The sequence below is a fragment of the Streptomyces cavernicola genome (genome assembly GCF_029968035.1).
In the GTDB taxonomy this organism is placed as follows: domain Bacteria; phylum Actinomycetota; class Actinomycetes; order Streptomycetales; family Streptomycetaceae; genus Streptomyces; species Streptomyces cavernicola.
In genome coordinates this window covers 1-20,074 of the sequence record NZ_JASCIQ010000001.1, presented here as the reverse complement: position 1 = coordinate 20,074, position 20,074 = coordinate 1, and the positions used below count along the sequence as shown (strand labels likewise).

At 71.5% G+C, this 20,074-nt stretch carries 16 protein-coding genes and 1 pseudogene; 14 read left to right on the top strand and 3 right to left on the bottom strand.

All coding sequences use genetic code 11. The features are described from left to right. Positions 1-56 precede the first annotated feature (56 nt). Entirely contained in the window at positions 57-1,397 is a 1,341-nt protein-coding gene (locus tag QIS96_RS00085; protein WP_408907083.1) for a hypothetical protein, read from the top strand. A 328-nt stretch (positions 1,398-1,725) separates the two neighbouring features. On the opposite strand, the gene QIS96_RS00080 is transcribed toward QIS96_RS00085, so the two are convergent. Both QIS96_RS00080 and QIS96_RS00075 read right to left on the bottom strand, forming a co-directional pair. Next, complete coding sequence (locus QIS96_RS00080) at positions 1,726-2,430, bottom strand: GntR family transcriptional regulator (protein WP_408907082.1); 705 nt, start codon at positions 2,428-2,430, stop codon at positions 1,726-1,728. After that, the gene (locus QIS96_RS00075) at positions 2,427-3,914 is read right to left on the bottom strand and encodes a chlorohydrolase family protein (protein ID WP_282540209.1); all 1,488 of its coding nucleotides are present in this window, start codon (positions 3,912-3,914) and stop codon (positions 2,427-2,429) included. The genes QIS96_RS00080 and QIS96_RS00075 overlap by 4 nt, the downstream gene beginning before the upstream one ends. 457 nt (positions 3,915-4,371) lie before the next feature. Here QIS96_RS00075 and QIS96_RS00070 point away from each other — a divergent pair, with 457 nt between their 5' ends. The 7 genes from QIS96_RS00070 to QIS96_RS00040 all read left to right on the top strand — a co-directional run bounded on the left by QIS96_RS00070 (position 4,372) and on the right by QIS96_RS00040 (position 13,225). Further along, positions 4,372-5,406: an ABC transporter permease gene (locus QIS96_RS00070; protein WP_408907097.1), complete on the top strand. Its 1,035-nt coding sequence runs from the start codon at positions 4,372-4,374 to the stop codon at positions 5,404-5,406. A gap of 175 nt (positions 5,407-5,581) precedes the next feature. Beyond that, positions 5,582-7,270 (top strand): ABC transporter substrate-binding protein, encoded by a 1,689-nt coding sequence (locus QIS96_RS00065; protein WP_282540207.1) that lies wholly within the window; start codon positions 5,582-5,584, stop codon positions 7,268-7,270. A 27-nt stretch (positions 7,271-7,297) separates the two neighbouring features. After that, entirely contained in the window at positions 7,298-8,299 is a 1,002-nt protein-coding gene (locus QIS96_RS00060; protein ID WP_282540206.1) for an ABC transporter permease, read from the top strand. Then, on the top strand, positions 8,299-9,339 hold the full coding sequence (locus QIS96_RS00055; RefSeq protein WP_282540205.1) for an ABC transporter ATP-binding protein: 1,041 nt from the start codon (positions 8,299-8,301) through the stop codon (positions 9,337-9,339). The genes QIS96_RS00060 and QIS96_RS00055 overlap by 1 nt, the downstream gene beginning before the upstream one ends. Beyond that, a complete protein-coding gene (locus QIS96_RS00050) occupies positions 9,336-10,526 on the top strand; it encodes an ABC transporter ATP-binding protein (protein ID WP_282540204.1) in 1,191 nt (396 codons plus the stop codon). The genes QIS96_RS00055 and QIS96_RS00050 overlap by 4 nt, the downstream gene beginning before the upstream one ends. A 63-nt stretch (positions 10,527-10,589) precedes the next feature. After that, positions 10,590-11,801, top strand: a complete 1,212-nt coding sequence (locus tag QIS96_RS00045) for an amidohydrolase (RefSeq protein WP_282540203.1) — start codon at positions 10,590-10,592, stop codon at positions 11,799-11,801. 215 nt (positions 11,802-12,016) lie between these two features. After that, a complete protein-coding gene (locus QIS96_RS00040; protein ID WP_282540202.1) occupies positions 12,017-13,225 on the top strand; it encodes a D-alanyl-D-alanine carboxypeptidase family protein in 1,209 nt (402 codons plus the stop codon). A 41-nt stretch (positions 13,226-13,266) separates the two neighbouring features. On the opposite strand, the gene QIS96_RS00035 is transcribed toward QIS96_RS00040, so the two are convergent. Then, positions 13,267-13,887: a MarR family winged helix-turn-helix transcriptional regulator gene (locus QIS96_RS00035; RefSeq protein WP_282540201.1), complete on the bottom strand. Its 621-nt coding sequence runs from the start codon at positions 13,885-13,887 to the stop codon at positions 13,267-13,269. A gap of 41 nt (positions 13,888-13,928) precedes the next feature. On the opposite strand from QIS96_RS00035, the gene QIS96_RS00030 reads away from it, so the two are divergent. The 6 genes and pseudogenes from QIS96_RS00030 to QIS96_RS00005 form a co-directional block, all read left to right on the top strand. Further along, positions 13,929-14,552 (top strand): mycothiol-dependent nitroreductase Rv2466c family protein, encoded by a 624-nt coding sequence (locus QIS96_RS00030; RefSeq protein ID WP_282540200.1) that lies wholly within the window; start codon positions 13,929-13,931, stop codon positions 14,550-14,552. Next, entirely contained in the window at positions 14,533-15,915 is a 1,383-nt protein-coding gene (locus tag QIS96_RS00025; protein WP_282540199.1) for an MFS transporter, read from the top strand. Before QIS96_RS00030 ends, QIS96_RS00025 begins: the two co-directional genes overlap by 20 nt. 186 nt (positions 15,916-16,101) lie before the next feature. After that, the gene (locus QIS96_RS00020) at positions 16,102-17,667 is read left to right on the top strand and encodes a BCCT family transporter (RefSeq protein ID WP_282540198.1); all 1,566 of its coding nucleotides are present in this window, start codon (positions 16,102-16,104) and stop codon (positions 17,665-17,667) included. Between the two features lie 164 nt (positions 17,668-17,831). After that, positions 17,832-18,917, top strand: coding sequence for an S-(hydroxymethyl)mycothiol dehydrogenase (locus QIS96_RS00015; protein WP_282540197.1), 1,086 nt, complete (start codon positions 17,832-17,834; stop codon positions 18,915-18,917). Further along, complete coding sequence (locus QIS96_RS00010; protein ID WP_282540196.1) at positions 18,917-19,552, top strand: MBL fold metallo-hydrolase; 636 nt, start codon at positions 18,917-18,919, stop codon at positions 19,550-19,552. The genes QIS96_RS00015 and QIS96_RS00010 overlap by 1 nt, the downstream gene beginning before the upstream one ends. Before the next feature lie 129 nt (positions 19,553-19,681). After that, a pseudogene (locus QIS96_RS00005) lies at positions 19,682-20,074 on the top strand (chorismate-binding protein); the annotation flags it as partial.

Sequence of the window (20,074 nt, the reverse complement as noted above, 5' to 3'; positions counted from 1 at the left end):
GGACGTCGCGGCCGGTGACCGCCCGACCGGCCGCCGCCCCGCCTAGCGTTCCCTCCGTGCGCAGCGAACCCCGCCCCGAGAACCGCGAACGCGACCGTGGCCAGGACCGGCTCGGTGCCCGTCGTGACCTGTACGCCGTGGCCGCCGCCGCGCTGCTCGTGGCGGCCGCCGTCGTGATCGGCCACGCCGTCGAGCGGCGCGACGGCACGCTGCGGGTCAGCCGGCCGCCCCTCTACGCCAACTGGCTGCCGCACGTGGGCCCCGGCACCCCGGCCGCCGTCGCCGTCGCGGTGCTGATCGTCGCGTACGGGCCGCCGCTGGCCGCGCGGCTCCCGTGGCGCGGGCTGCTCGGCGCGACGTACGCGGCCGCGTCGGCGTGGGTCTGGTCCCTCGCGCTGATCGACGGCTGGCACTGGGGCATCGCCCGCAGGCTCACCACGAAGTACGAGTATCTGCAGGTCATCGACCGTTTCCAGAACATCCCGGAGGCACTGCGGGGGTTCACGGGCCACATCCTGGCCGACTCGCCCGCCCCCTGGCCCGCGCACACCGCGGGGCATCCGCCCGCCGCGCCCCTCACCTTCGTCCTCCTCGACCGCATCGGGCTCGGCGGGGGCGGCTGGGCGGGAGTGTGGTGTCTGGTGGTCGGCGCGACGAGCTGTGTGGCGGTCCTTGTCACGGTGCGTGCGCTCGCCGGGGAGCAACTGGCGCGCCGCGCGGCCCCGTTCCTCGCCCTGGCCCCGGCGGCGGTCTGGGCCGGCACGTCCGCCGACGGCTACTTCGCGGCGGTCGCCGCGTGGTCGCTCGCACTCCTCGCCCTGTCGGTCACCACGGACCGAGGCCGGCGCACGGCAGCCTGCGCCGCCGGTCTGCTGTTCGGCCTGACCTGCTACCTCTCCTACGGCCTGACCCTGATCGCCGTGATCGGCGCGGCGGTGCTGCTCCTCGGCCGGCTCGGGGCACGGCTGCGGGTGCTCCCGTACGCCGTCCTCGGACTCGCGGTCGTGCCCGCGCTGTTCACGGCGTACGGGTTCAACTGGTGGGAGGGATACCGGCTGTTGGTCGAGCGCTACTACCAGGGGGCGGCGGGGGTGCGGCCCTACGTGTACTGGGTGTGGGCCAACCTGGCATGCACGGTGCTTGTGGTGGGGTTCGCGACGGTGGCGGGGTTGCGGCGGGGGCGGGGGGCGCTCGGGCTTCTCCTCGCCGGGGCGTTGCTCGCCCTTCTGATCGCCGATCTCTCGGGCATGAGCAAGGCGGAGACGGAACGCATCTGGCTGCCGTTCGCGACATGGCTGCTTGCGGCCGGGGCATTCCTGCCCCGGGCCCGGCCTTGGCTCGCCGTGCAGGGGGTGCTGGCGCTTACGGTCAACCACCTGTTGCTGACGGGCTGGTGAGCTTTCCCCTGACCCGCCCCTTCCCGAAGTCCTCGCCGGACGGCCCCCGGAGGCTCCGCCCCCGCACCCCCGGGCCGTCGTTCGGCTGCCGCGCCGTCGTGGCTGGTCGCGCCGTTCCCCGCGCCCCTGTCGGGGCTCCGCCCCGTGCCCCGGTTGTTGTTCGGCTGCCGCGCCGTCGTGGCTGGTCGCGCCGTTCCCCGCGGCCCTGACGGGGCACCCCCCCCAAATCCAGCCCCTCCGGCGTTTGAGGAGCGGGGGTTCCGGGGGCTGGCCCCCAGGAGCCGGCCGCAGGTCTTTCGGGAAGGGGCGGGGTGGGGGAGGAAGCGGGCTACTCCGCAGGCAGTACCGCGCTGAGGCGTTGCAGCGTGGCCTCTCGGCGGGAGTCGATGTGGGCGTAGGCCAGGGCCTCGGCGAGCTGCGGGCGGCCCGCGTACACCGCAGCGCAGATGTTCTTGTGCTCCTCGCAGTGCAGCCGCGGACTCCCCGCCGTCGACGTGAGCCGGAACAGCCAGTGCATCAGGCCGAGCGAGGGTTGCAGGGAGGCCCGCAGGAGCCGGTTCCCGGTCATCGTGATCAGCTCGGCGTGGAACGCGGTGTTGGCGGCGGCGATGTCGGCGGGGCAGTCCCGCCGTGTCGCGGACTCCGCCTCGTCCATGACCCGCCGCAGCCCCGGCAGCGCATGCCCCTGCCAGCTCAGCTCGGCCGCCCGCCGGGCCGCGAACACCTCCAGGCTGAGGCGCAGGTCGAAGAGTTCGTCGACGTCCCTGAGGGTGAGCCGGCGCACCGTCGCCCCCCGCCGCGGCGACAGCTCCACGAGCCCCTCCGCGGCGAGCCGCACGAGGGCCTCGCGCACCGGGATGCGGGACACCCCGAGCGCGTCGGAGAGTTCGCGCTCCCGCAGCCGTGACCCCTGCGGGTACGTGCCCGCGTGGATCCCGGCGCGCACCAGCGCCTCGATGCGGTCCACATGCGTGACAGCACCGGGCTCAGGAGGAGTCGCACGGCGGGCTGCGGTGGTGCGCCGAGTGGTCACGCCTGCGCCCGGAAGGGTGGGAACGTCGGCGGGAACAGGGCGTCCGCGTCCCGGCGTTCCCCGTCGCGCCCCGCGTACGCCGTGCGCATCCGGGCGAAGAGGGCCTGGGCCCGTTCCTGCAGGGCGGCCAGGTCGACGCCGGGGATGGAGCCGTCGACGAGGACGGGCCGGCCGGCGACCACGGAGTTCGTGGCCTGGCGTGCGGTGCCGCTGAGCAGGAACGTGCGGACGGGGTCGTCCTGGACGCCGTCGCGGATGTCGCCGATCGCGAAGGCGACGGCGTCGGCCTGCGCCCCGGCCTCCAGGCGTCCGAGGTCGCCGCGGCCGAGGGCACGCGCCCCGCCGAGGGTGGCGGCCTCGACGTACGCCTCGGCGGGCGCGGCGTCCATCCGGCCGTCGACCAGCTTCCCGAGGTGCACGCCGACGTCCATGCCGCGCACCAGGTCGGGCGGGAACGAGTCGGTGCCGAGGCACAGGTTGAGCCCGGCCTCCCGGTAGGCGTCGAAGGAGTGCAGGACCGAGCCGTACCGCAGCGACGTCAGCGGGCAGTGCACGACGGACACCCCGGCCCGCGCGAGCCGAGCCACGTCGCCGCGGTCCTCGCCGTGCACGTCCGGGTGCCGGTCGATGACGTCGGTGTGCGGGATCAGGAGTTGCAGGTCTGGGTCCAACAGGCCGGTGTCGTCAAGGAGTTGAAGGGGCGTCACGCCGTGCCGGCGCTGCACGATGTCCCGCTCCGTGGTGCCCTGCAGCGCGTGCAGCCGTACGAGCACCTCCCGGTCGAGGGCCGTGGCAGCGGTCTCGCGGAGGAGTTCCTCGGTGAGGGTCTCGATCCGGCAGGGGAGCAGGACGCCGGTGAGCAGCGGGTCGTCGAGCTTGTCGAGGTGGTCGAGGAACCGCACCGCGTCGCGGAGGCCCGCCCGTCCCTGCTCCTCGTCGAAGGCCACGTCCCGGCCGCCGTCCGGCAGGGCCACGTTGACGCCGGAGCGGTAGGCGGGCCCGAGGTAGCCGCGCAGGCCGATGCGGCGCGAGGTCTCGGCCATGGCGACGAGCTCGTCGTAGGGCTCGGCCCAGGAGCTGTGCACCTCGGAGGCGATCGGCATGTAGGTGGTGATGCCGTGCAACGCCAGCTGTACCAGGGCGTATTCGCGTACCGCGGCCCGCTCCTCGGGGGTGAAGACGTCGCGGCGGCGGTTCTGGAAGTAGTCGAGGGACCACTGGAGTCCGCGGCCGTGCTCCGGGCCGTGCCAGGAGTCGAGGACGAGGTGGTCGATGTCGGTGAGCGCGTCCAGGTCGATCAGGCCCGGCATGATCAGGGCCTCGCCCAGGTCGCGGTCCTCGTCGAGCTCGTCGACGGGGCCTTCGTAGCGCGGTCCGACGTACACGATGACGTCGTCCTCCCACACCAACTCCCCGTCCCGCAGCAGCACATGGCCGCCGTCCTGATGAGCGAGTACGTGGCGGGCACGCCAGCGGATGCGCATTCGACCTCCAGGGGAGTCAGAGCGGGACGTCATCGTAAGGAATGGCATACCAAAGCGGAAGGCGGTGCGCGGAGATCTCTTGGACGGTTCGGGCGGTGCTTTTCGTGGGGGCTTCGGGGCGAGGTTTTTCGGGGTGTTCTCGGGGGTGTGGTCGGGCGTTCGGAGGGGTTTCCGGGGGTGTGTAGGAGGGTCTGATCAGGGGGTTTGACCTGGGTGGATGGAATTCTCGGCAGGTCCGGGCCGGGTGATCCGCCTGTGGTGGAATGCAGTCAGAAACCGGCCTGCTGAATATTTCTATTCGGTCAGGACTCTGGTGACAGCTCGCCCTGTTGGTATACCGTCCCGGCCATCCCAGCCCCTCGAGCGCCGAAGGACCGACGTGACGGATCCGCATGAGTCGCCGAGCCAGACACCTCGCGTCAGCCCTTCGGAGCCCGCTGACGCGCAGGTGGCCACCCTGTCCCCGCCGCCCGCGGGGGCCCCGTCCACCGGGACCGAGAAGGCCCGAGCCGAGAAGGCCGCCCCCGTGAAGGCGGCCGAGATCGACACCGGGCGCTCGCTCCTCGGCACGGCCTGGCTGCGCATCCGCCGCAGCCGGATCGCCGTCGCCGCCCTCGTCGTGGTCTGCCTGATCGTCCTGTTCGCCGTACTGGCCCCGGTCCTCACCGCCATCGAGGGCCAGGACCCGTTCACCTCCCGCACCGGCGGCGACTACCTCGACGAGTTCTACACACCCGGACTGCCCCTGGAGTACTACCGCTTCCCGTCCACCGAGCACTGGCTCGGCATCGAACCCGGCCTCGGCCGCGACATCTTCGCGCGCATGGCCTACGGCGCCCGGATCTCGCTGACCATCGCGCTCCTGTCGACCCTCGTGTCCGTGGTGCTCGGCACCGTCCTCGGCGCGGCCGCCGGCTACTTCGGCGGCAAGGTCGACATGGTGATCAGCCGGATCATGGACCTCTTCCTGGCCTTCCCGCACCTGCTTCTGGTGCTGTCCCTGACCCCGATCATGCAGTCCCGGCTCGGCGGCACCGCCCTCGACAACGGGAGCCTGCTGCCGATCGCCTCACTGGTGATCATCCTGGGCTTCTTCGGCTGGGCGTATCTGGCGCGCGTCGTGCGCGGCCAGGTGCTCTCGCTGCGGGAGCAGGAGTTCGTCGAGGCCGCCCGCGCCTACGGCGCCTCCCGCCGGTCGATCATCCTGCGGCAGATCATCCCCAACGTCATGGGCGTCGTCCTCGTCTACGCGACGATGATGATCCCCACCAACATCACCGCCGAGGCCGCCCTGTCCTTCCTGGGTGTCGGCGTGAAGGACCCCACCCCGTCCTGGGGCCAGATGCTCAACGCCGCGCAGGCCGGCAACTGGTATCTCTCCGACCCCTGGTTCCTGGCCGTACCGGCCGGCGCACTGGTGATCACCGTGCTCGCCTTCAACCTCCTCGGCGACGCCGTACGGGACGCCCTCGACCCCAAGTCGTCGCGCTGACAGGCACGTTGACCCCGCGGGCCACCACAGCCCCCCTCGTACGACCCCACCCGCAGCACCCCACGCCCCCTCGTACGACCACACCCCCGCTCCACCCCACACCCCCACGCGCACTCCTTCCACCTCCCATCCGCTTGGAGACGCAGTGAACAGAAGCACCAAAGCCGCAATAGCCATGGCCGTGAGCGCCGGGCTCGCCCTCACCGCCTGCGGCGGCCCCAAGCCCGCCCCCGGCTCCGGCTCCGGGGCGAAGGCCGACGCGTTCAAGCCCGTCACGATCGGCAAGGGCTTCACCGGCAAGGGCGGCAACGTCAACGTCCTGATGTCCACGGACTTCCAGACCCTCGACCCGGGCAACAGCAACTACGTCCAGACCGCCAACGTCGGCCAGCTCTACTACCGCACCCTCACCATGGCCAAGGAGACCGCGGGCCAGCCCCCGAAGATCGTCCCGGACCTCGCCACCGACCTCGGCAAGGTCTCCAAGGACGGCCTGACCTGGACGTACACCCTGAAGAAGGGCCTGAAGTTCGAGAACGGCAAGCCCATCACGTCCAAGGACATCAAGTACAGCGTCGAGCGCACCTACGCCCGCGACGTCTACACGCAGGCCCCGCAGGAGCTCAACTCCGCGCTCACGGACGACGGTTACAAGGGCCCGTACTCCGACGGCGACTTCAAGGGCATCGACACCCCCGACGACCGCACCATCGTCTTCCACCTGAAGCAGCCCTTCGCCGAGTTCCCCGCGCTGGTCTCCCGCTCCAACACGGCCCCCGTGCCGAAGGACAAGGACACCAAGCTCGACTACACCAACCACCCGGTCTCCACCGGCCCGTACAAGATCAAGTCGTACCAGCGCGGCCGCTCCATGAAGCTCGTCCGCAACGACCAGTGGGACCCGAAGACCGACCCCAACCGCACCGCGCTGCCCGACACCTTCACGTTCAGCCTCTCCACCGCACAGGCCACCATCAGCCAGCAGCTGCTCGCCGACTCCGACCCGAACGCGATCACCCTCGACAGCGCCGGCGGACTGCAGGCCTCGGACGCCGCCAAGCTCAACGAGCCGAAGATCGCCAAGCGCACCGCGGCCGGACTGCTCGGCTGCACGGACGTCCTCGGCTTCAACACCGAGTCGATCACCGACCCGGACGTCCGCAAGGCGATCGCCCTCGCCATGGACCGCAAGGCCATGCAGATCCAGTACGGCGGCAACCGCTTCGGCAAGCTCACCCAGTCCTTCATCAACTCCTCGCAGCGCGGCTACGTCGAGCAGCACACCGACCTCGACCCGTCGGGCAAGCCGAAGCTGGCCGAGGCGAAGAAGCTCCTCGAAGGCAAGAAGGTCCCGAAGAAGCTGGTCTACGGGTACGCGGACGCCACCCCCCGCTACAAGAACATCGGCACCACGCTGCAGCAGAACCTGAAGAAGATCGGCATCGACCTCGAACTGCGGCCCATCCCCGCCGCCAACTACTACACCGTCCTCGCCAGCGACAAGCTGCCCGACATCGCCCGCAGCGGCTGGTGCGGCGGCGCCGACAGCGGCTCGGTGCGCACCACCGTCGACCCGAACCTGGGCCCGAGCCTGGACGGTAAGACGTACGGCTTCTCCAACAGCCAGCGCTACTACGACAAGAAGATCTCCGGCGCCATGTACAAGCTGCGCGGTGAGAACGGCACCAGCGAAGAGCTCGGCAAGAAGTGGGCCACCCTCATGGACCAGGCCATGCAGTCCTACCCACTCGTGCCGCTGGTCCGCTCCTTCACCAACAGCGTCGTCGGCTCCAACGTCCGTAACGCGCAGGTGGGTTACTTCTTCGGCTCCATCGACCTGTCGATCGTCGGCGTCGAGCGCTGACCGAGGGTCATTGAGGAGTACGCGCCCATGACCGGTTTCCTGATGCGGCGGTTCGCCGCGATGATCGCCCTGCTGCTCGTCATCAGCTTCGTGACGTTCAGCCTGTTCCAACTGGGGCCCGCCGACCCGGCGTCGGCGGCCTGCGGGCAGGAGTGCACCCCGGCCCGCGTCGCCGAGGCCCGGGTGGCGCTCGGCATGGACAAGCCGTTCCTGTCCCAGTACGTCAGCTACATGTCCGGGCTCCTCGACAGCCGTCTCGTCGGGGCGCCCGGCGCACAGACGGTGTGCGAGTGGCCGTGCCTCGGCAAGTCCTTCCAGACCAACGAGGACGTCACCGCCATCATCGAGCGGGCCCTGCCGTACACCCTGTCGGTGGCCAGCGGCGCGATCGTGCTGTGGACCGTGGTCGGCGTCGGCCTCGGACTGCTCGCGGCGCTCCGCAAGGACAAGTTCACCGACAAGCTGATCGTGGGCGCGGCCTCCGTCGGCGTCTCGCTGCCCATCCCGGTGACCGGTCTGCTGCTCCTCCTGGTGTTCGTCAGCACCTTCGACGTGCTGCCGTTCACCACCAACGAGATCTCCTCGCCGTTCGGCGAGGCCGGCCCCGGCGGCTGGTTCCTCAACTACCTGTTGCCGTGGGTGGCGTTGGCGGTGCTCTTCTCCGCCCAGTACATCCGCGTCACCCGCGGCAACATGCTGGAGACCTTCGGCGAGGACTTCATGCGCACCGCCCGCTCCAAGGGCCTGTCCCGCCCCGGCATCGTCTTCAAGCACGGGGCGCGGGCCGGCATCACCCCTGTCGTCACCATGCTCGGCCTCGACATCGGACTGCTCCTCGGCGGAGCCGTCCTCACCGAGCAGATCTTCTCCGTACCGGGCATCGGCTTCACCGCGGTGCGCGCCGCGCAGGCCGGTGACCTGCCCGTCACCATGGCCATCACGATGATGGCCGCGTTCTTCATCATCGTCGCCAACGTCGTGGTCGACGCCGCCTACGCGGTGATCGACCCGCGAGTGAGGGTCAGCTGATGGCCACGACACCCCAGGGGAGCACGTCAACTCCCGCCCCCATGCTGGACATTCGCGATCTGCGCGTGTCCTTCCCGACCGACGACGGCGTCGTGCACGCGGTCAACGGCATGGACCTGACCCTCGCCCGCGGCGAGACCGTCGGCATCGTCGGCGAGTCCGGCTCCGGCAAGACCGTCACCAGCCAGGCCCTGATGGGCCTCTTCAAGGACACCTCGGCCACCGTCACCGGCGAGATCCGCCTCGACGGCGAGGATCTCGTCCCGCTCACCGAGGCGCAGATGCGCGCCTACCGCGGCAAGAAGATCGCCATGATCTTCCAGGACCCGCTCTCCGCCATGCACCCCTTCTACCCGGTGGGCGCGCAGATCGCCGAGGCCTACCGGGTCCACAACAAGGTCTCCAAGAAGGCCGCCGCCGCCGTCGCCGTCGACATGCTCGGCCGCGTCGGCATCCCCGACCCGGCCCGCCGCTACTCCTCCTACCCGCACGAGTTCTCCGGCGGCATGCGCCAGCGCGCCATGATCGCCATGGCCCTCGTCTGCGAACCCGAACTCCTCATCGCCGACGAGCCCACCACCGCCCTCGACGTCACCGTGCAGGCCCAGATCCTCGACCTGCTCGGCGAGCTCCAGTCCGAGACCGGCGCCTCCGTGATCATGGTGACCCACGACCTGGGCGTGGTCGCCGAGGTCTGCCACCAGGTCGTCGTCATGTACGGAGGGGAGTGCGTGGAGCAGGCCACCGTCGCCGACATCTTCCGCGACCCCCGACACCCGTACACCCAGGGCCTGTTGGCGTCGATGCCGTCGCTCGCGGGCAAGTCCGAGCGGCTCGCCCCGATCCCCGGCTTCCCGCCGTCCCTGCTCGCCCTGCCCGACGGCTGCCTCTTCGCCGACCGCTGCCCGCAGACCCACCTGGTGCCGGACCAGGCCTGTACGACGACCCGGCCCACCCTCACCGGCGGCGCGGGCTCGGCGAGCCATCCGTCCCGCTGCCATCTCACGCTCACGGAACCCGTCAGGGAGGTGGCCCGATGACGCCGCTGCTCCAGGTCACCGACCTCACCAAGCACTTCCCGGTACGCGGCGGCGCCCCAGGGAGCGTCGCGCCGATCTTTGCGGGCCCACGACGCCTGGCACGCACTCTCGCCGCACCGGGCAAAGACCCGAGTAGCTCCGCTACGAGGGACTCTGCCCGGCACGCCGAGAGCACGCACCAGACGCCGCGGTCTGATCCGCAAACATCGGCGCGACACCCCCTGGGCTCGTCCCTGCTCCGCTCCCAACGCGGCCTCATCAAGGCCGTCGACGGCGTCTCCTTCTCCGTCGACGCGGGCCAGACCCTCGGCCTCGTCGGGGAGTCCGGCTGCGGCAAGTCGACCACCGGCCGGCTCCTGATGCGGCTACTCGACCCCACGTCCGGGTCGATCAGGCTGGACGGCCAGGAGATCGCCGAGCTGCGCCGCTCCGGGCTCCAGGAGTACCGGCGGCGCGTGCAGATGGTGTTCCAGAACCCCTCGTCGTCGCTCAACCCGCGCCAGTCCGTGGGCAGCGCCATCGCCGCGCCGCTGCTCGCCCAGGGCATCGAACCGCCCGGCGGCGTCAAGGCCAAGGTGCGCGACCTGATGGACCGGGTCGGCCTGCGCCCCGACCACTACAACCGGTTCCCGCACGAATTCTCCGGCGGCCAGAAGCAGCGCGTCGGCATCGCCCGCGCCCTCGCCCTCGACCCGCACCTGATCATCTGCGACGAGCCCGTCTCCGCCCTCGACGTGTCCGTGCAGGCGCAGGTCATCAACCTGCTCCAGGACATCCAGCGGGACACCGGCGTCGCCTACCTGTTCATCGCCCACGACCTGTCCGTGGTGAAGCACTTCGCCGACCGCATCGCCGTCATGTACCTGGGCCGCATCATGGAGCACGGCCCCACCCACGAGGTCTTCGGCGCCCCGCAGCACCCCTACACCCGCGCCCTCCTCTCGGCGGTCCCGCAGGCCGCCCCGGACGCCGACCGCAGCGGCCGCATCCGCCTCACCGGCGACCTGCCGAGCCCCGCCGACCCGCCGAGCGGCTGCGTGTTCCGCACCCGCTGCCCCGCGTACGCCCAACTGGGCGCGGAACACCAGGAGTTGTGCCGTACGAAGGTGCCGCACCGGGCGGTGGCCTGCCACCACACGGAGCTCGTGGGGGAGAGACTCCGTACGGCCGTCGCCGCCACCGACTGACCCCGATCCACGAACGACTCGCGCAGGACCGGCGCGAGACCGCAAGCGAAAGGTGACCGAACCATGTTGATCCGCGACGTCCGCCCCTGGGGCGGAGAGCGCAGCGACGTCGAGCTGACCGGCGCGCGCATCACCGCGATCCGCCCGCACGACCCGGCCGCGCGACCGGCCGGCGAGGTGGTGGAGGGCCGCGGCCGGCTGCTGCTTCCGTCCTTCAGCGATGTGCACGTCCACCTGGACTCGACCCGGATCGGCCTGCCGTTCCGCCCGCACACCGGCGGCCCCGGCGTGTGGACGATGATGATGAACGACCGCGAGAACTGGCGCGACGCCGAGATCCCGCTGCAGGAGCGGGTCGCCGGCACCCTGGAGCGGATGATCACCCGCGGCACCACCCGGGTGCGTACGTACGCGCAGGTCGACGTCGACTGCAAGCTGGAGAAGTTCGAGGCCGTCGTCGCCGCGAAGGAGAAGTTCGCGGGCCAGGCCGAGGTCCAGATCATGACGTTCCCGCAGGCCGGCATCCTCCGCGAGGAGGGCACCGCCGACTACCTGGAGGCCTCCCTCAAGGCGGGCGCCGACGTGATGGGCGGCATCGACCCCTGCACCCTCGACAAGGACCCGAAGGGCCACCTGGACGTGGTGTTCGGGCTCGCCGAGAAGTACCAGGTCGAGGTCGACATCCACCTGCACGAGCCCGGCCACCTGGGCATCTTCTCCACCGACCTGATCCTGGAGCGCACCCGCGCCCTCGGCATGCAGGGCAAGGTCACCATGTCCCACGCCTACGAGCTCGGCTCGGTCTCCGAGTCGGAGAGCCGCCGCCTCATCGACGCCTTCGCCGAGTTGGACATCGCCATGGCCACGGTCGCCCCATCGGCGCGCGGCCAGCTCTCCCTCGTGGACCTGACCGATTCGGGCGTACGCGTCGGCCTCGGCCAGGACGGCCAGCGCGACTACTGGAGCCCGTACGGCAACTGCGACATGCTCGACCGCACCTGGCAGCTGGCGTTCACCAACAACTTCCGCCGGGACGAGCACATCGAGATGTCCCTCGCGGTCGCCACGATGGGCGGCGCCTCGATCATGAGCCACGACGTGCCCCGCCTCGCGGGCGTCGCCGACCGTCCGGGCCTCGCCGTCGGCGACCGCGCGGACCTGCTCCTGGTCGACGGCGAGACCCCGACGAGCGCCGTGATGGACCGCGGCACGGACCGCACGGTCCTGCACGACGGCGTGGTGGTCGCGGACGGCCTCGAACTGGTCGGCCGCTGAGGCCTGTTGAGCCGCTGAGCTTTGCTGATGTGCGAAGGCCGCCCTCCCCGGCCGGAGGGAGGGCGGCCTTCGCGTACGCCGACCGCGGGTGCCCGTACCGCATGAACCGCGCCCCCGCGAGGCGGTCGCCCGGTCGGCACGGCATCCGAGTGCCGGAGTCCGACCTACGGCCCGGGGTTCCGGGGAGCGACCAGGGTGATTCCTACGTTTTACGGATGACCATCCCAACCTTCAGGCGTGCCGCCCTCGCCGGCGCCCTGGCCTCGGTGCTCGGCGCGCAACTCCTCGCAGCGGCCCCCGCTTCCGCCGCCGGCCGCCCTCAGGAACCCACCCCTCCGCGACCGGCGGCCGCCCCGCCCTCCTGGCTGTACCGCAGCGGAACGCAGGTCAGGGCCCAGCCCTCCGCCCCCGCCCTGCCCGCCGACGTGTCGGCGCTCTCCTGGGTGGTGGCCGACGCCGACAGCGGTGACGTGCTCGCGGCGAAGAACGCCCACGAGCCGCTGCCGCCCGCCAGCACCCTCAAGTCGCTGTTCGCCCTGACCGTCCTGCCCCAGGTGCCCGGCACCGTGCGGCACACCGTCACCGACTCCGAGCTTGAGGGCATCGGCGAGGGCAGCAGCCTCGTCGGCGTCGACGCAGGACGCACGTACAGCGCCGCCGACCTGTGGCGCGGCGTCTTCCTCAGCTCGGGCAACGACGCCGTGCACGTCCTCGCCGAGATGAACGGCGGCTGGAAGGCCACCGCGCGGCGCATGCAGGCCAAGGCCCGCGCTCTGGGCGCCCGCGACACCCATGTCGTCTCACCCGACGGCTACGACGCCCCCGGCCAGGTCTCCTCCGCGTACGACCTGGCCGTCTTCGGCCGGGCGGGCCTCGCGCACCCGGAGTTCCGGCGCTACTGCTCGACCGCCCTCGCGGAGTTCCCCGACGGCGACTGGAAGTACGGCATCCAGAACACCAACCGGCTGCTCACCGGGGCCGACGGGGTCGACCCGTACCCCGGGATCATCGGCGTCAAGAACGGCTACACGAGCGGCGCCGGGCACACCCTGATCGCCGCCGCGCAGCGCGGCGAGCGCACCCTGGTCGCGACCGTCATGAACCCCCAGAAGGGCGGCGGACTCGCGGTGTACGAGGAGGCGCGGGCGCTGCTCGACTGGGGCTTCGCCGCCGACGGGCGCGTCCGTCCCGTCGGCTCCCTGAAGCCGACCGCCCCCAAGGTCGCGGCGGGCGCGAGCGCCTCCACCACCCCGGCGGCGGTCGCCGCCGCCGCGGCCGCCCGCGCCTCCGAGGGCGAGGCGGAGACCTGGGCCGCCACCGGGGGCGCGGCCGCGGGCGTCACCGTCGTCGCCCTCGCAGGCTGGTCCGCCTTCGTCGTACGGCGCCGACGACTGCGGCGGGAGGGCATGTACGGGGAGTGGTAGCCCGCTCAGCTCCCGGCTCAGCTCCCGGCTCAGCTCCCGGCTCAGCCCTGCTCCGCCTCGTCTGCTTCTTCCGCCTCTTCTGCCTCTGCCGCTGCGAGCTGCGCGGCGAACCTGCCGAGGAGGTCGGCGAGTTGGGCCTGGTCCTCCTCGGTGAGTCCGGCGAGGAGGCGGCGCTGGTTGGCCAGGTGGGCGGCGATCAGCTCGTCGGTCACGGCGACGCCCTCGGCGGTGAGGGTGATGAGGCGGCCGCGGGAGTCGTTCGCGGTGACGGACCGGTTCACCAGGCCGCGGGAGGCGAGCCGGTCGACGCGCTTGGTGATGGCGCCGGTCGTGACGAGGACGGTGCGGCTGAGCTCGCCCGCGGACAGAGCGAAGGGCTTCCCGGACCGCCGGAGCGCCGCGAGGACGTCGAAGTCGCCGTTGCCCAGACCCGCGGCGGCGAAGGGCGGGCGGAGGCGCTGGTCGAGTGCGTCCGTGAGCGCGAAGAGCCGTCCGACGACGAGCATCGGCGTCGCGTCCAGGTCGGGCCGCTCACGCCGCCACTGGTCGACGATCACGGCGGTGGAGTCGCTGCCGGGGGCTGCTTCGCCCGCTACTTCGACAGCTTCTTCGACAGCTTCTTCGCCTGCTGCTTCGGCTGCTGCTTCGGCTCTGGTCTGCATGGCCATTGATTGTATCTTCCGCAGAAGATAGGTTCCCTTCCGTGGAAGATAACCATCTGTCCCGGCCCCCTGTCCCCGTCGTCTGCTACTTCGACGCCGTCTGCCCCTTCGCCTGGATCACCTCCCGCTGGCTGATCGAGGTCGAGCGGCTGCGGCCGATCGACCTGAGCTTCCGGCCCATGAGCCTCTCGGTGCTCAACGAGAACCAGGAACTCGAACCCTGGTACCGCGAGTTCAACGACCGCGCCTGGGCCCCGGCCCGACTGTGCGCGGCCGCCCAGGCCCGCCACGGCCACGCGATCCTGCGCCCGCTGTACGAAGCGCTCGGCAGCCGTATCCACGTACAGGGCGAGAAGGGCCTCGACACCGTCATAGCCGCATCCCTGGCCGAGTTGAGGCTGCCCGCGACCCTCGCCGAGGACGCCGCCGGCGGCGAGTTCGACGCGGCCCTGCGCGCCGGGCACCAGGCGTCGCAGGACGCCGTGGGGGAGGAGGTGGGCACGCCCGTCGTCGTCGTGGACGGCGCGGCGTTCTTCGGGCCCGTCCTGACCTCGGTCCCGCGAGGCGAGCGGGCGCTGCGGCTTTTCGACGCCGTACGGGCCCTGGCCGGGGCGGGGGAGTTCGCCGAGTTGAAGCGGGGACGCGGTGCGCTCGACCTCGGCTGACGCCGCAGGGGCCTCGCCTTCCGCTGGCGCCTCCGGTTCCTCTGCCTCTTCCGCCTCTTCCGGCTCCTCCGGCTCGGGCGCGGCCGCGACGGCCGCTGCCTCCCGGCGTCCCGTCCGGCGCCGCCTCATCGCCGCGAGCCTGGTCGGCTCCCTCGGGGACGGCGTCTACGTCCCGCTGACCATGCTGTTCGTGCATGCGCTCACCGGCCTTTCGTTGACGGCGATCGGTGCGGGGCTGACCCTCGCCGGGCTGTGCGCGCTCGCGGTCATGCCGGTCGTGGGCGTCGTCATCGACCGGTTCGGCGCGAAGCGTGCGGCGATCGGGGCGCTCGCGTTGCGGGCGGTCGGCTTCGCCGCGTACCCGTTCACCGGCTCGTACGCGGCCTTCCTGGCGGTCGCCCTGCTGGTCGCCGTGGGGGCGTGGGCCGCCTCGCCCAGCCAGCAGGCGCTGATCGGGGAGATCGCTCAAGGTGCGGAGCGGGACCGGCTGTTGGCCTGGGACCGCAGCCTCCGCAACGCCGGGATGGGGGCGGGCAGCCTCGCGGCGGCCGGGCTTCTCGCGCTCGACGGCAGCACCGGGTTCACGGCCGCCGCCTTCTCCCTCGCCGCGCTGTTCGTGATCGCCGCGGTGCTGGTCTCCCGTATCCCGATTCCTGCCTCAACTCCCCTACCAGCCACACCTGTTGGGGATGAGGGCAAGGGGGCGGAGCGTGGGTGTGAGGGGCGGCCCGAGGGGTATCGGCGGGTGCTCGCGGACCGGCCGTATCTGCTCATCACCGCCGCCAACTTCCTGATCGCCTTCGGTTACACGGCGCAGGCCATGGCGCTCCCGGTCTTCCTCACCCGTGACGTCGGCCTGCCCGAGGCGCTGGCGGGGGTCGTGTTCGCGGTGAACACCGCCCTGGTCGCCCTGCTCGGCGTCCCGGTGGCCCGGCTCACGCTGCGCGGCCGCCGTCCCCGTACCGCGGCGCTCGGTGCGGGCGTGTTCGCGCTGTCCTTCGCCGCGTTCGCACTGCTGCCCCGGTTCGTCAGCGGGCCGCACGCCGTCTTCGCCGTACTGGCCGTCGCGGTGCTCTACACCGCCGGTGAACTGGTGCACTCCGGGCCGGCGCAGAGCCTCTCCGTCCAGGCCGCCCCCGACCACCTGCGGGGCCGGTACCTCTCCGTCTACCAGCTCTCCTGGTCGCTCTGCCGCACCGTCGCGCCCCTGCTGCTCGGGCTGCTGCTCGACGTCGGGCCGTGGCAGCTGTGGACGGTCCTCGCCCTCATCGTCCTGACCGGCGCCGCGACGCTGCTGCGCGCCGAGCGGTCGGGCGCCGCGGTCGCGACCCCGGTCGCGAACGAGGCGTGCACGGGGGCTTGACGTGTCGTGGACCGGAGGGGACCGTGTTGCGCATTGAGGTCCTAGTTGCGTGTTACGCAATTCATGGGACCGGCGGCGATCGAGCCCCGCCCGGCATCCCCCTTCGAAAGGCGTCGGATGAGCAGCGTCATGGCTAAAAAAGCAAGATCCGAAGCACGACGGCAGATCGATCCAGCGGTTCTCTATGTGTCCGTGACCCTGGCGGCCCTCTTCGTGGGGTGGGGTGTCTTCTTCACCGGCAGCCTCGCCGCGGTGGCCGATGCCACGCTGGGGCTGCTCATCGACCGGTTCGGCTGGCTCTTCGTGCTGTCCAGCGCCGCCTTCGTACTCCTCGCGATCGCCCTCGCGATGAGCCGGTACGGCGATATCCGGCTCGGCAAGGACGACGAGCGGCCGGAGTTCCGTACGGCCTCCTGGGTCGCGATGATGTTCAGCGCGGGCATGGGGATCGGGCTCATGTTCTACGGGGCGAGCGAACCGGTCATGCATATGGCCAGCCCGCCGCCGGGCACCGCCGAGGCCGGCACGGGGAGCGCCGCGCGGGTGGCTCTCGAGTACTCGTACTTCCACTGGGCGATCCACCCCTGGGCGCTGTACGCCGTGGCCGGGCTCGTGCTCGCCTACTTCGGGTTCCGCAAGGGCGGCAGCAACCTGATCAGCTGCGCCTTCCGGCCGCTGCTCGGGGACCGGGTGGACGGGCCCCTCGGCAAGTCGATCGACATCCTGGCGATCTTCGCGACCCTCTTCGGCTCCGCCGTCTCGCTCGGCCTCGGTGCGCTGCAGATCAACAGCGGCCTCAACTCCGTCTGGGGAGTGGGGAGTTCGACGGGGCTCGCGGTCTCGATCATCGCCGTCCTGACTGTGCTCTTCGTGCTTTCCGCGCTGTCCGGGGTGCACCGCGGCATCCAGTGGCTGAGCAACGGCAACATGGTCCTCGCCGGGGTGCTGCTCCTCTTCGTGTTCGTCGCCGGGCCCACGGTGTTCATCCTGAACAGCCAGACCGAGGCCCTCGGCGGCTATCTCGCCTCGCTGCCGCAGATGAGTTTCCGTACGGGCGCGTTCGGCGGCGGCGAGTGGCTGTCCGGGTGGACGGTCTTCTACTGGGCCTGGTGGATCTCCTGGACGCCGTTCGTCGGCATGTTCATCGCGCGCATCTCGCGCGGCCGTACGATCCGGCAGTTCATCGTGGGCGTCATCCTCGCGCCGAGCCTGGTGAGCGTCGTGTGGTTCGCGATCCTCGGCGGCACGGCGCTGAACCAGGAGATGCACGGCGCGAAGCTGTCCGAGGCCGTCGCCAAGGGTGAGGAGGCCGGGCTGTTCGCCACGCTCGCCAACCTGCCCTGGTTCCCGGTCACTTCGGTGGTCGTGATGGTGCTCGTCGGGCTGTTCTTCGTCAGCGGCGCGGACGCGGCGTCCCTCGTGCTCGGGACGCTCTCCTGTCGCGGCAGCGTGCATCCGAGCCGTGTCGTCGTGATCCTGTGGGGCGCGCTGACCGGACTCGTCGCGGCGGTGCTGCTGATGGCCGGCGGGCTCGAAGCCGTCAAACAGGTGGCCATCATCGCGGCCTTCCCCTTCCTGTTCGTGATGATCGGCATGTGCGTGTCCCTGGTGAAGGCGCTGCGCGCGGAGCCTGCTTCAACTGCTGGGCAGGAGGCGCAAGTTGGGGAGAAGGTGGATCCCGTCGGCGATGCCCCGACGGATGGCCCGGCAGACGCCCCGGCGGACGCCATGGCGGGCGTACGGGAGCCGTAGGGAACCCCCCCTGGGGGCCCTACGGGTACCCCCTGGGAGCGCCTCCCGAAGCCTCCCGATCTCTTGACCCGGGGACGAACCCTCCCCGATGCTTGTTGCGTATTGAGATACGCGTGCCACATTAAGAAACACGCGCGCTGCCTTTCCCGTTCGAGGAGTCACCCATGGCCCATGAGGTTCGTGCCGTCGTAGCCCAGAAGAAGGGCGCCCCCGTCTCCGTGGAGACGATCGTCGTCCCCGACCCGGGCCCGGGGGAGGCCCTGGTGAAGGTGGAGGCGTGCGGTGTCTGCCACACCGATCTGCACTACCGGGAGGGCGGGATCAACGACGAGTTCCCGTTCCTCCTGGGGCACGAGGCCGCGGGCCGCGTCGAGTCCGTCGGGGACGGCGTCACCAACGTCGCGCCCGGCGACTTCGTCATCTTCAACTGGCGTGCGGTGTGCGGCCAGTGCCGCGCCTGCAGCCGGGGCGAGGCCCAGTACTGCTTCGACACCCACAACGCCGGCCAGCCGATGACGCTGCTCGACGGCACCCCGCTGTCGCCCGCCCTCGGCATCGGCGCGTTCGCGGAGAAAACCCTGGTCGCCGCCGGGCAGTGCACCAAGGTCGATCCGGCCGCCCCGGCGGCGGCCGCGGGGCTGCTCGGCTGCGGCGTCATGGCGGGCTTCGGCGCCGCCGTGAACACCGGCGGGGTACGCCGGGGCGACTCCGTGGCCGTGATCGGCTGCGGCGGCGTCGGCATGGCCGCCGTCGCCGGGGCCCGACTGGCCGGTGCCTCCAAGGTGATCGCGGTCGACCTGGACCCGCGGAAGCTGGAGCGGGCCCGCACCATGGGCGCCACGCACACGGTCGACGGCGCGCAGCAGGACGTCGTGGAGGCGGTGCGCGAACTGACGGGCGGCTTCGGCGCGAACGTCGTCGTCGACGCGGTGGGCCGCCCCGAGACCTACCGACAGGCCTTCTACGCGCGGGACTTGGCGGGAACCGTGGTCCTGGTCGGCGTCCCCACGCCGGAGATGACGGTCGAACTGCCCATGCTCGACGTGTTCGGCCGCGGCGGCGCGCTGAAGTCCAGCTGGTACGGGGACTGCCTGCCCTCGCGCGACTTCCCCGCCCTCATCGACCTCTACCTCGGCGGCCGTTTCGACCTGGACGCGTTCGTCTCCGAGACCATCGCCCTCGACCAGGTCGAGGAAGCCTTCGAGAAGATGCACCGCGGCGAGGTCCTGCGCTCGGTGGTGGTCCTCTGATGGCGGGCGAGGTACGCATCGAACGGCTCATCACCAGCGGCACGTTCGAGCTCGACGGCGGCAGCTGGGAGGTCGACAACAACGTGTGGCTCGTCGGCGACGACGACGAGGTCGTGGTCGTCGACGCGGCGCACGACGCCGGCACGATCCTGGCGGCGGTCGGCGACCGACGCCTCTCGGCCGTCGTCTGCACCCACGCGCACAACGACCATGTCAACGCCGCCCCGCAGGTCGCCGCCGCGAGCGGCGCGCCCGTCCTGCTGCACCCCGACGACCTGGTGCTGTGGAAGGCCGTGCACCCCGGCCGGCAGCCGGACGTCGAGCTGCGGGACGGGGACGTGCTGAAGGTGGCCGGGGTGGAGCTGCGCGTGCTGCACACGCCGGGACACGCCCCCGGCGCCGTCTGCCTGCACGCCCCCGAACTGGGCGCGCTGTTCAGCGGCGACACCCTGTTCGCGGGCGGTCCCGGCGCCACCGGCCGCTCGTACAGCGACTTCGGCACGATCATCGCGTCGCTCCGCCACCGGCTGCTCCCGCTCCCCGGCGAGACGGTGGTGCACACCGGGCACGGCGACACGACCACCATCGCCGCGGAACTCCCGCACCTGGAGGAGTGGGCGACCCGAGGCTGGTGAACCCCTCCCTGGCGAGTGCGGGGGACGGCGGTGACCGTCCCCCGCACTCGCCTGCACCGAACGACCTCTACCGAACGCCCCGCCTCGCACGCCGCGCCCCGAACAACCTCCGGCAACAGGATCACGACCGTGTACCGCTCCGCCCCGCTGGCCCGTTTCGGCGGGCTCGTCGCCACCGATCTGCTCGACGTCACCAGTGATCCCGCGGCTCTGGACTCCTCCGGCTTCTGGGCCGTGGCCGCCGAGTTCGAGGGGCGCCTGGTCTGCGCCCGCTTCGGCACGGTCCGCCGCGAGCCGGTGCCCGCTCCCGCCCCCGGCGCCTGGCGCGGCCCCGTCGGAGGCTGGACCTCGTCGCTCGACCGGACCGCGTACACGGCGGGCGTCCGCCGCATCCGCGAGCACATCGCGGCCGGCGAGGTGTATCAGGCCAATCTCTGCCGTGTGCTGTCCGCGCCGCTGCCCGACCCGGCTGCCGCGGACGTGGACGCGCTGACCGCGCTGCTCGCCCGCGGCAATCCCGCT

Bases quoted from the DNA above. Each gene is read 5' to 3' on its own strand.
- QIS96_RS00075 (WP_282540209.1), bottom strand. From the start codon at position 3,914: ATGCGCATCCGCTGGCGTGCCCGCCACGTACTCGCTCATCAGGACGGC.
- QIS96_RS00065 (WP_282540207.1), top strand. From the start codon at position 5,582: ATGGCCGTGAGCGCCGGGCTCGCCCTCACCGCCTGCGGCGGCCCCAAG.
- QIS96_RS00060 (WP_282540206.1), top strand. From the start codon at position 7,298: ATGACCGGTTTCCTGATGCGGCGGTTCGCCGCGATGATCGCCCTGCTG.
- QIS96_RS00055 (WP_282540205.1), top strand. From the start codon at position 8,299: ATGGCCACGACACCCCAGGGGAGCACGTCAACTCCCGCCCCCATGCTG.
- QIS96_RS00050 (WP_282540204.1), top strand. From the start codon at position 9,336: ATGACGCCGCTGCTCCAGGTCACCGACCTCACCAAGCACTTCCCGGTA.
- QIS96_RS00045 (WP_282540203.1), top strand. From the start codon at position 10,590: ATGTTGATCCGCGACGTCCGCCCCTGGGGCGGAGAGCGCAGCGACGTC.
- QIS96_RS00040 (WP_282540202.1), top strand. From the start codon at position 12,017: ATGACCATCCCAACCTTCAGGCGTGCCGCCCTCGCCGGCGCCCTGGCC.
- QIS96_RS00035 (WP_282540201.1), bottom strand. From the start codon at position 13,887: ATGCAGACCAGAGCCGAAGCAGCAGCCGAAGCAGCAGGCGAAGAAGCT.
- QIS96_RS00015 (WP_282540197.1), top strand. From the start codon at position 17,832: ATGGCCCATGAGGTTCGTGCCGTCGTAGCCCAGAAGAAGGGCGCCCCC.
- QIS96_RS00010 (WP_282540196.1), top strand. From the start codon at position 18,917: ATGGCGGGCGAGGTACGCATCGAACGGCTCATCACCAGCGGCACGTTC.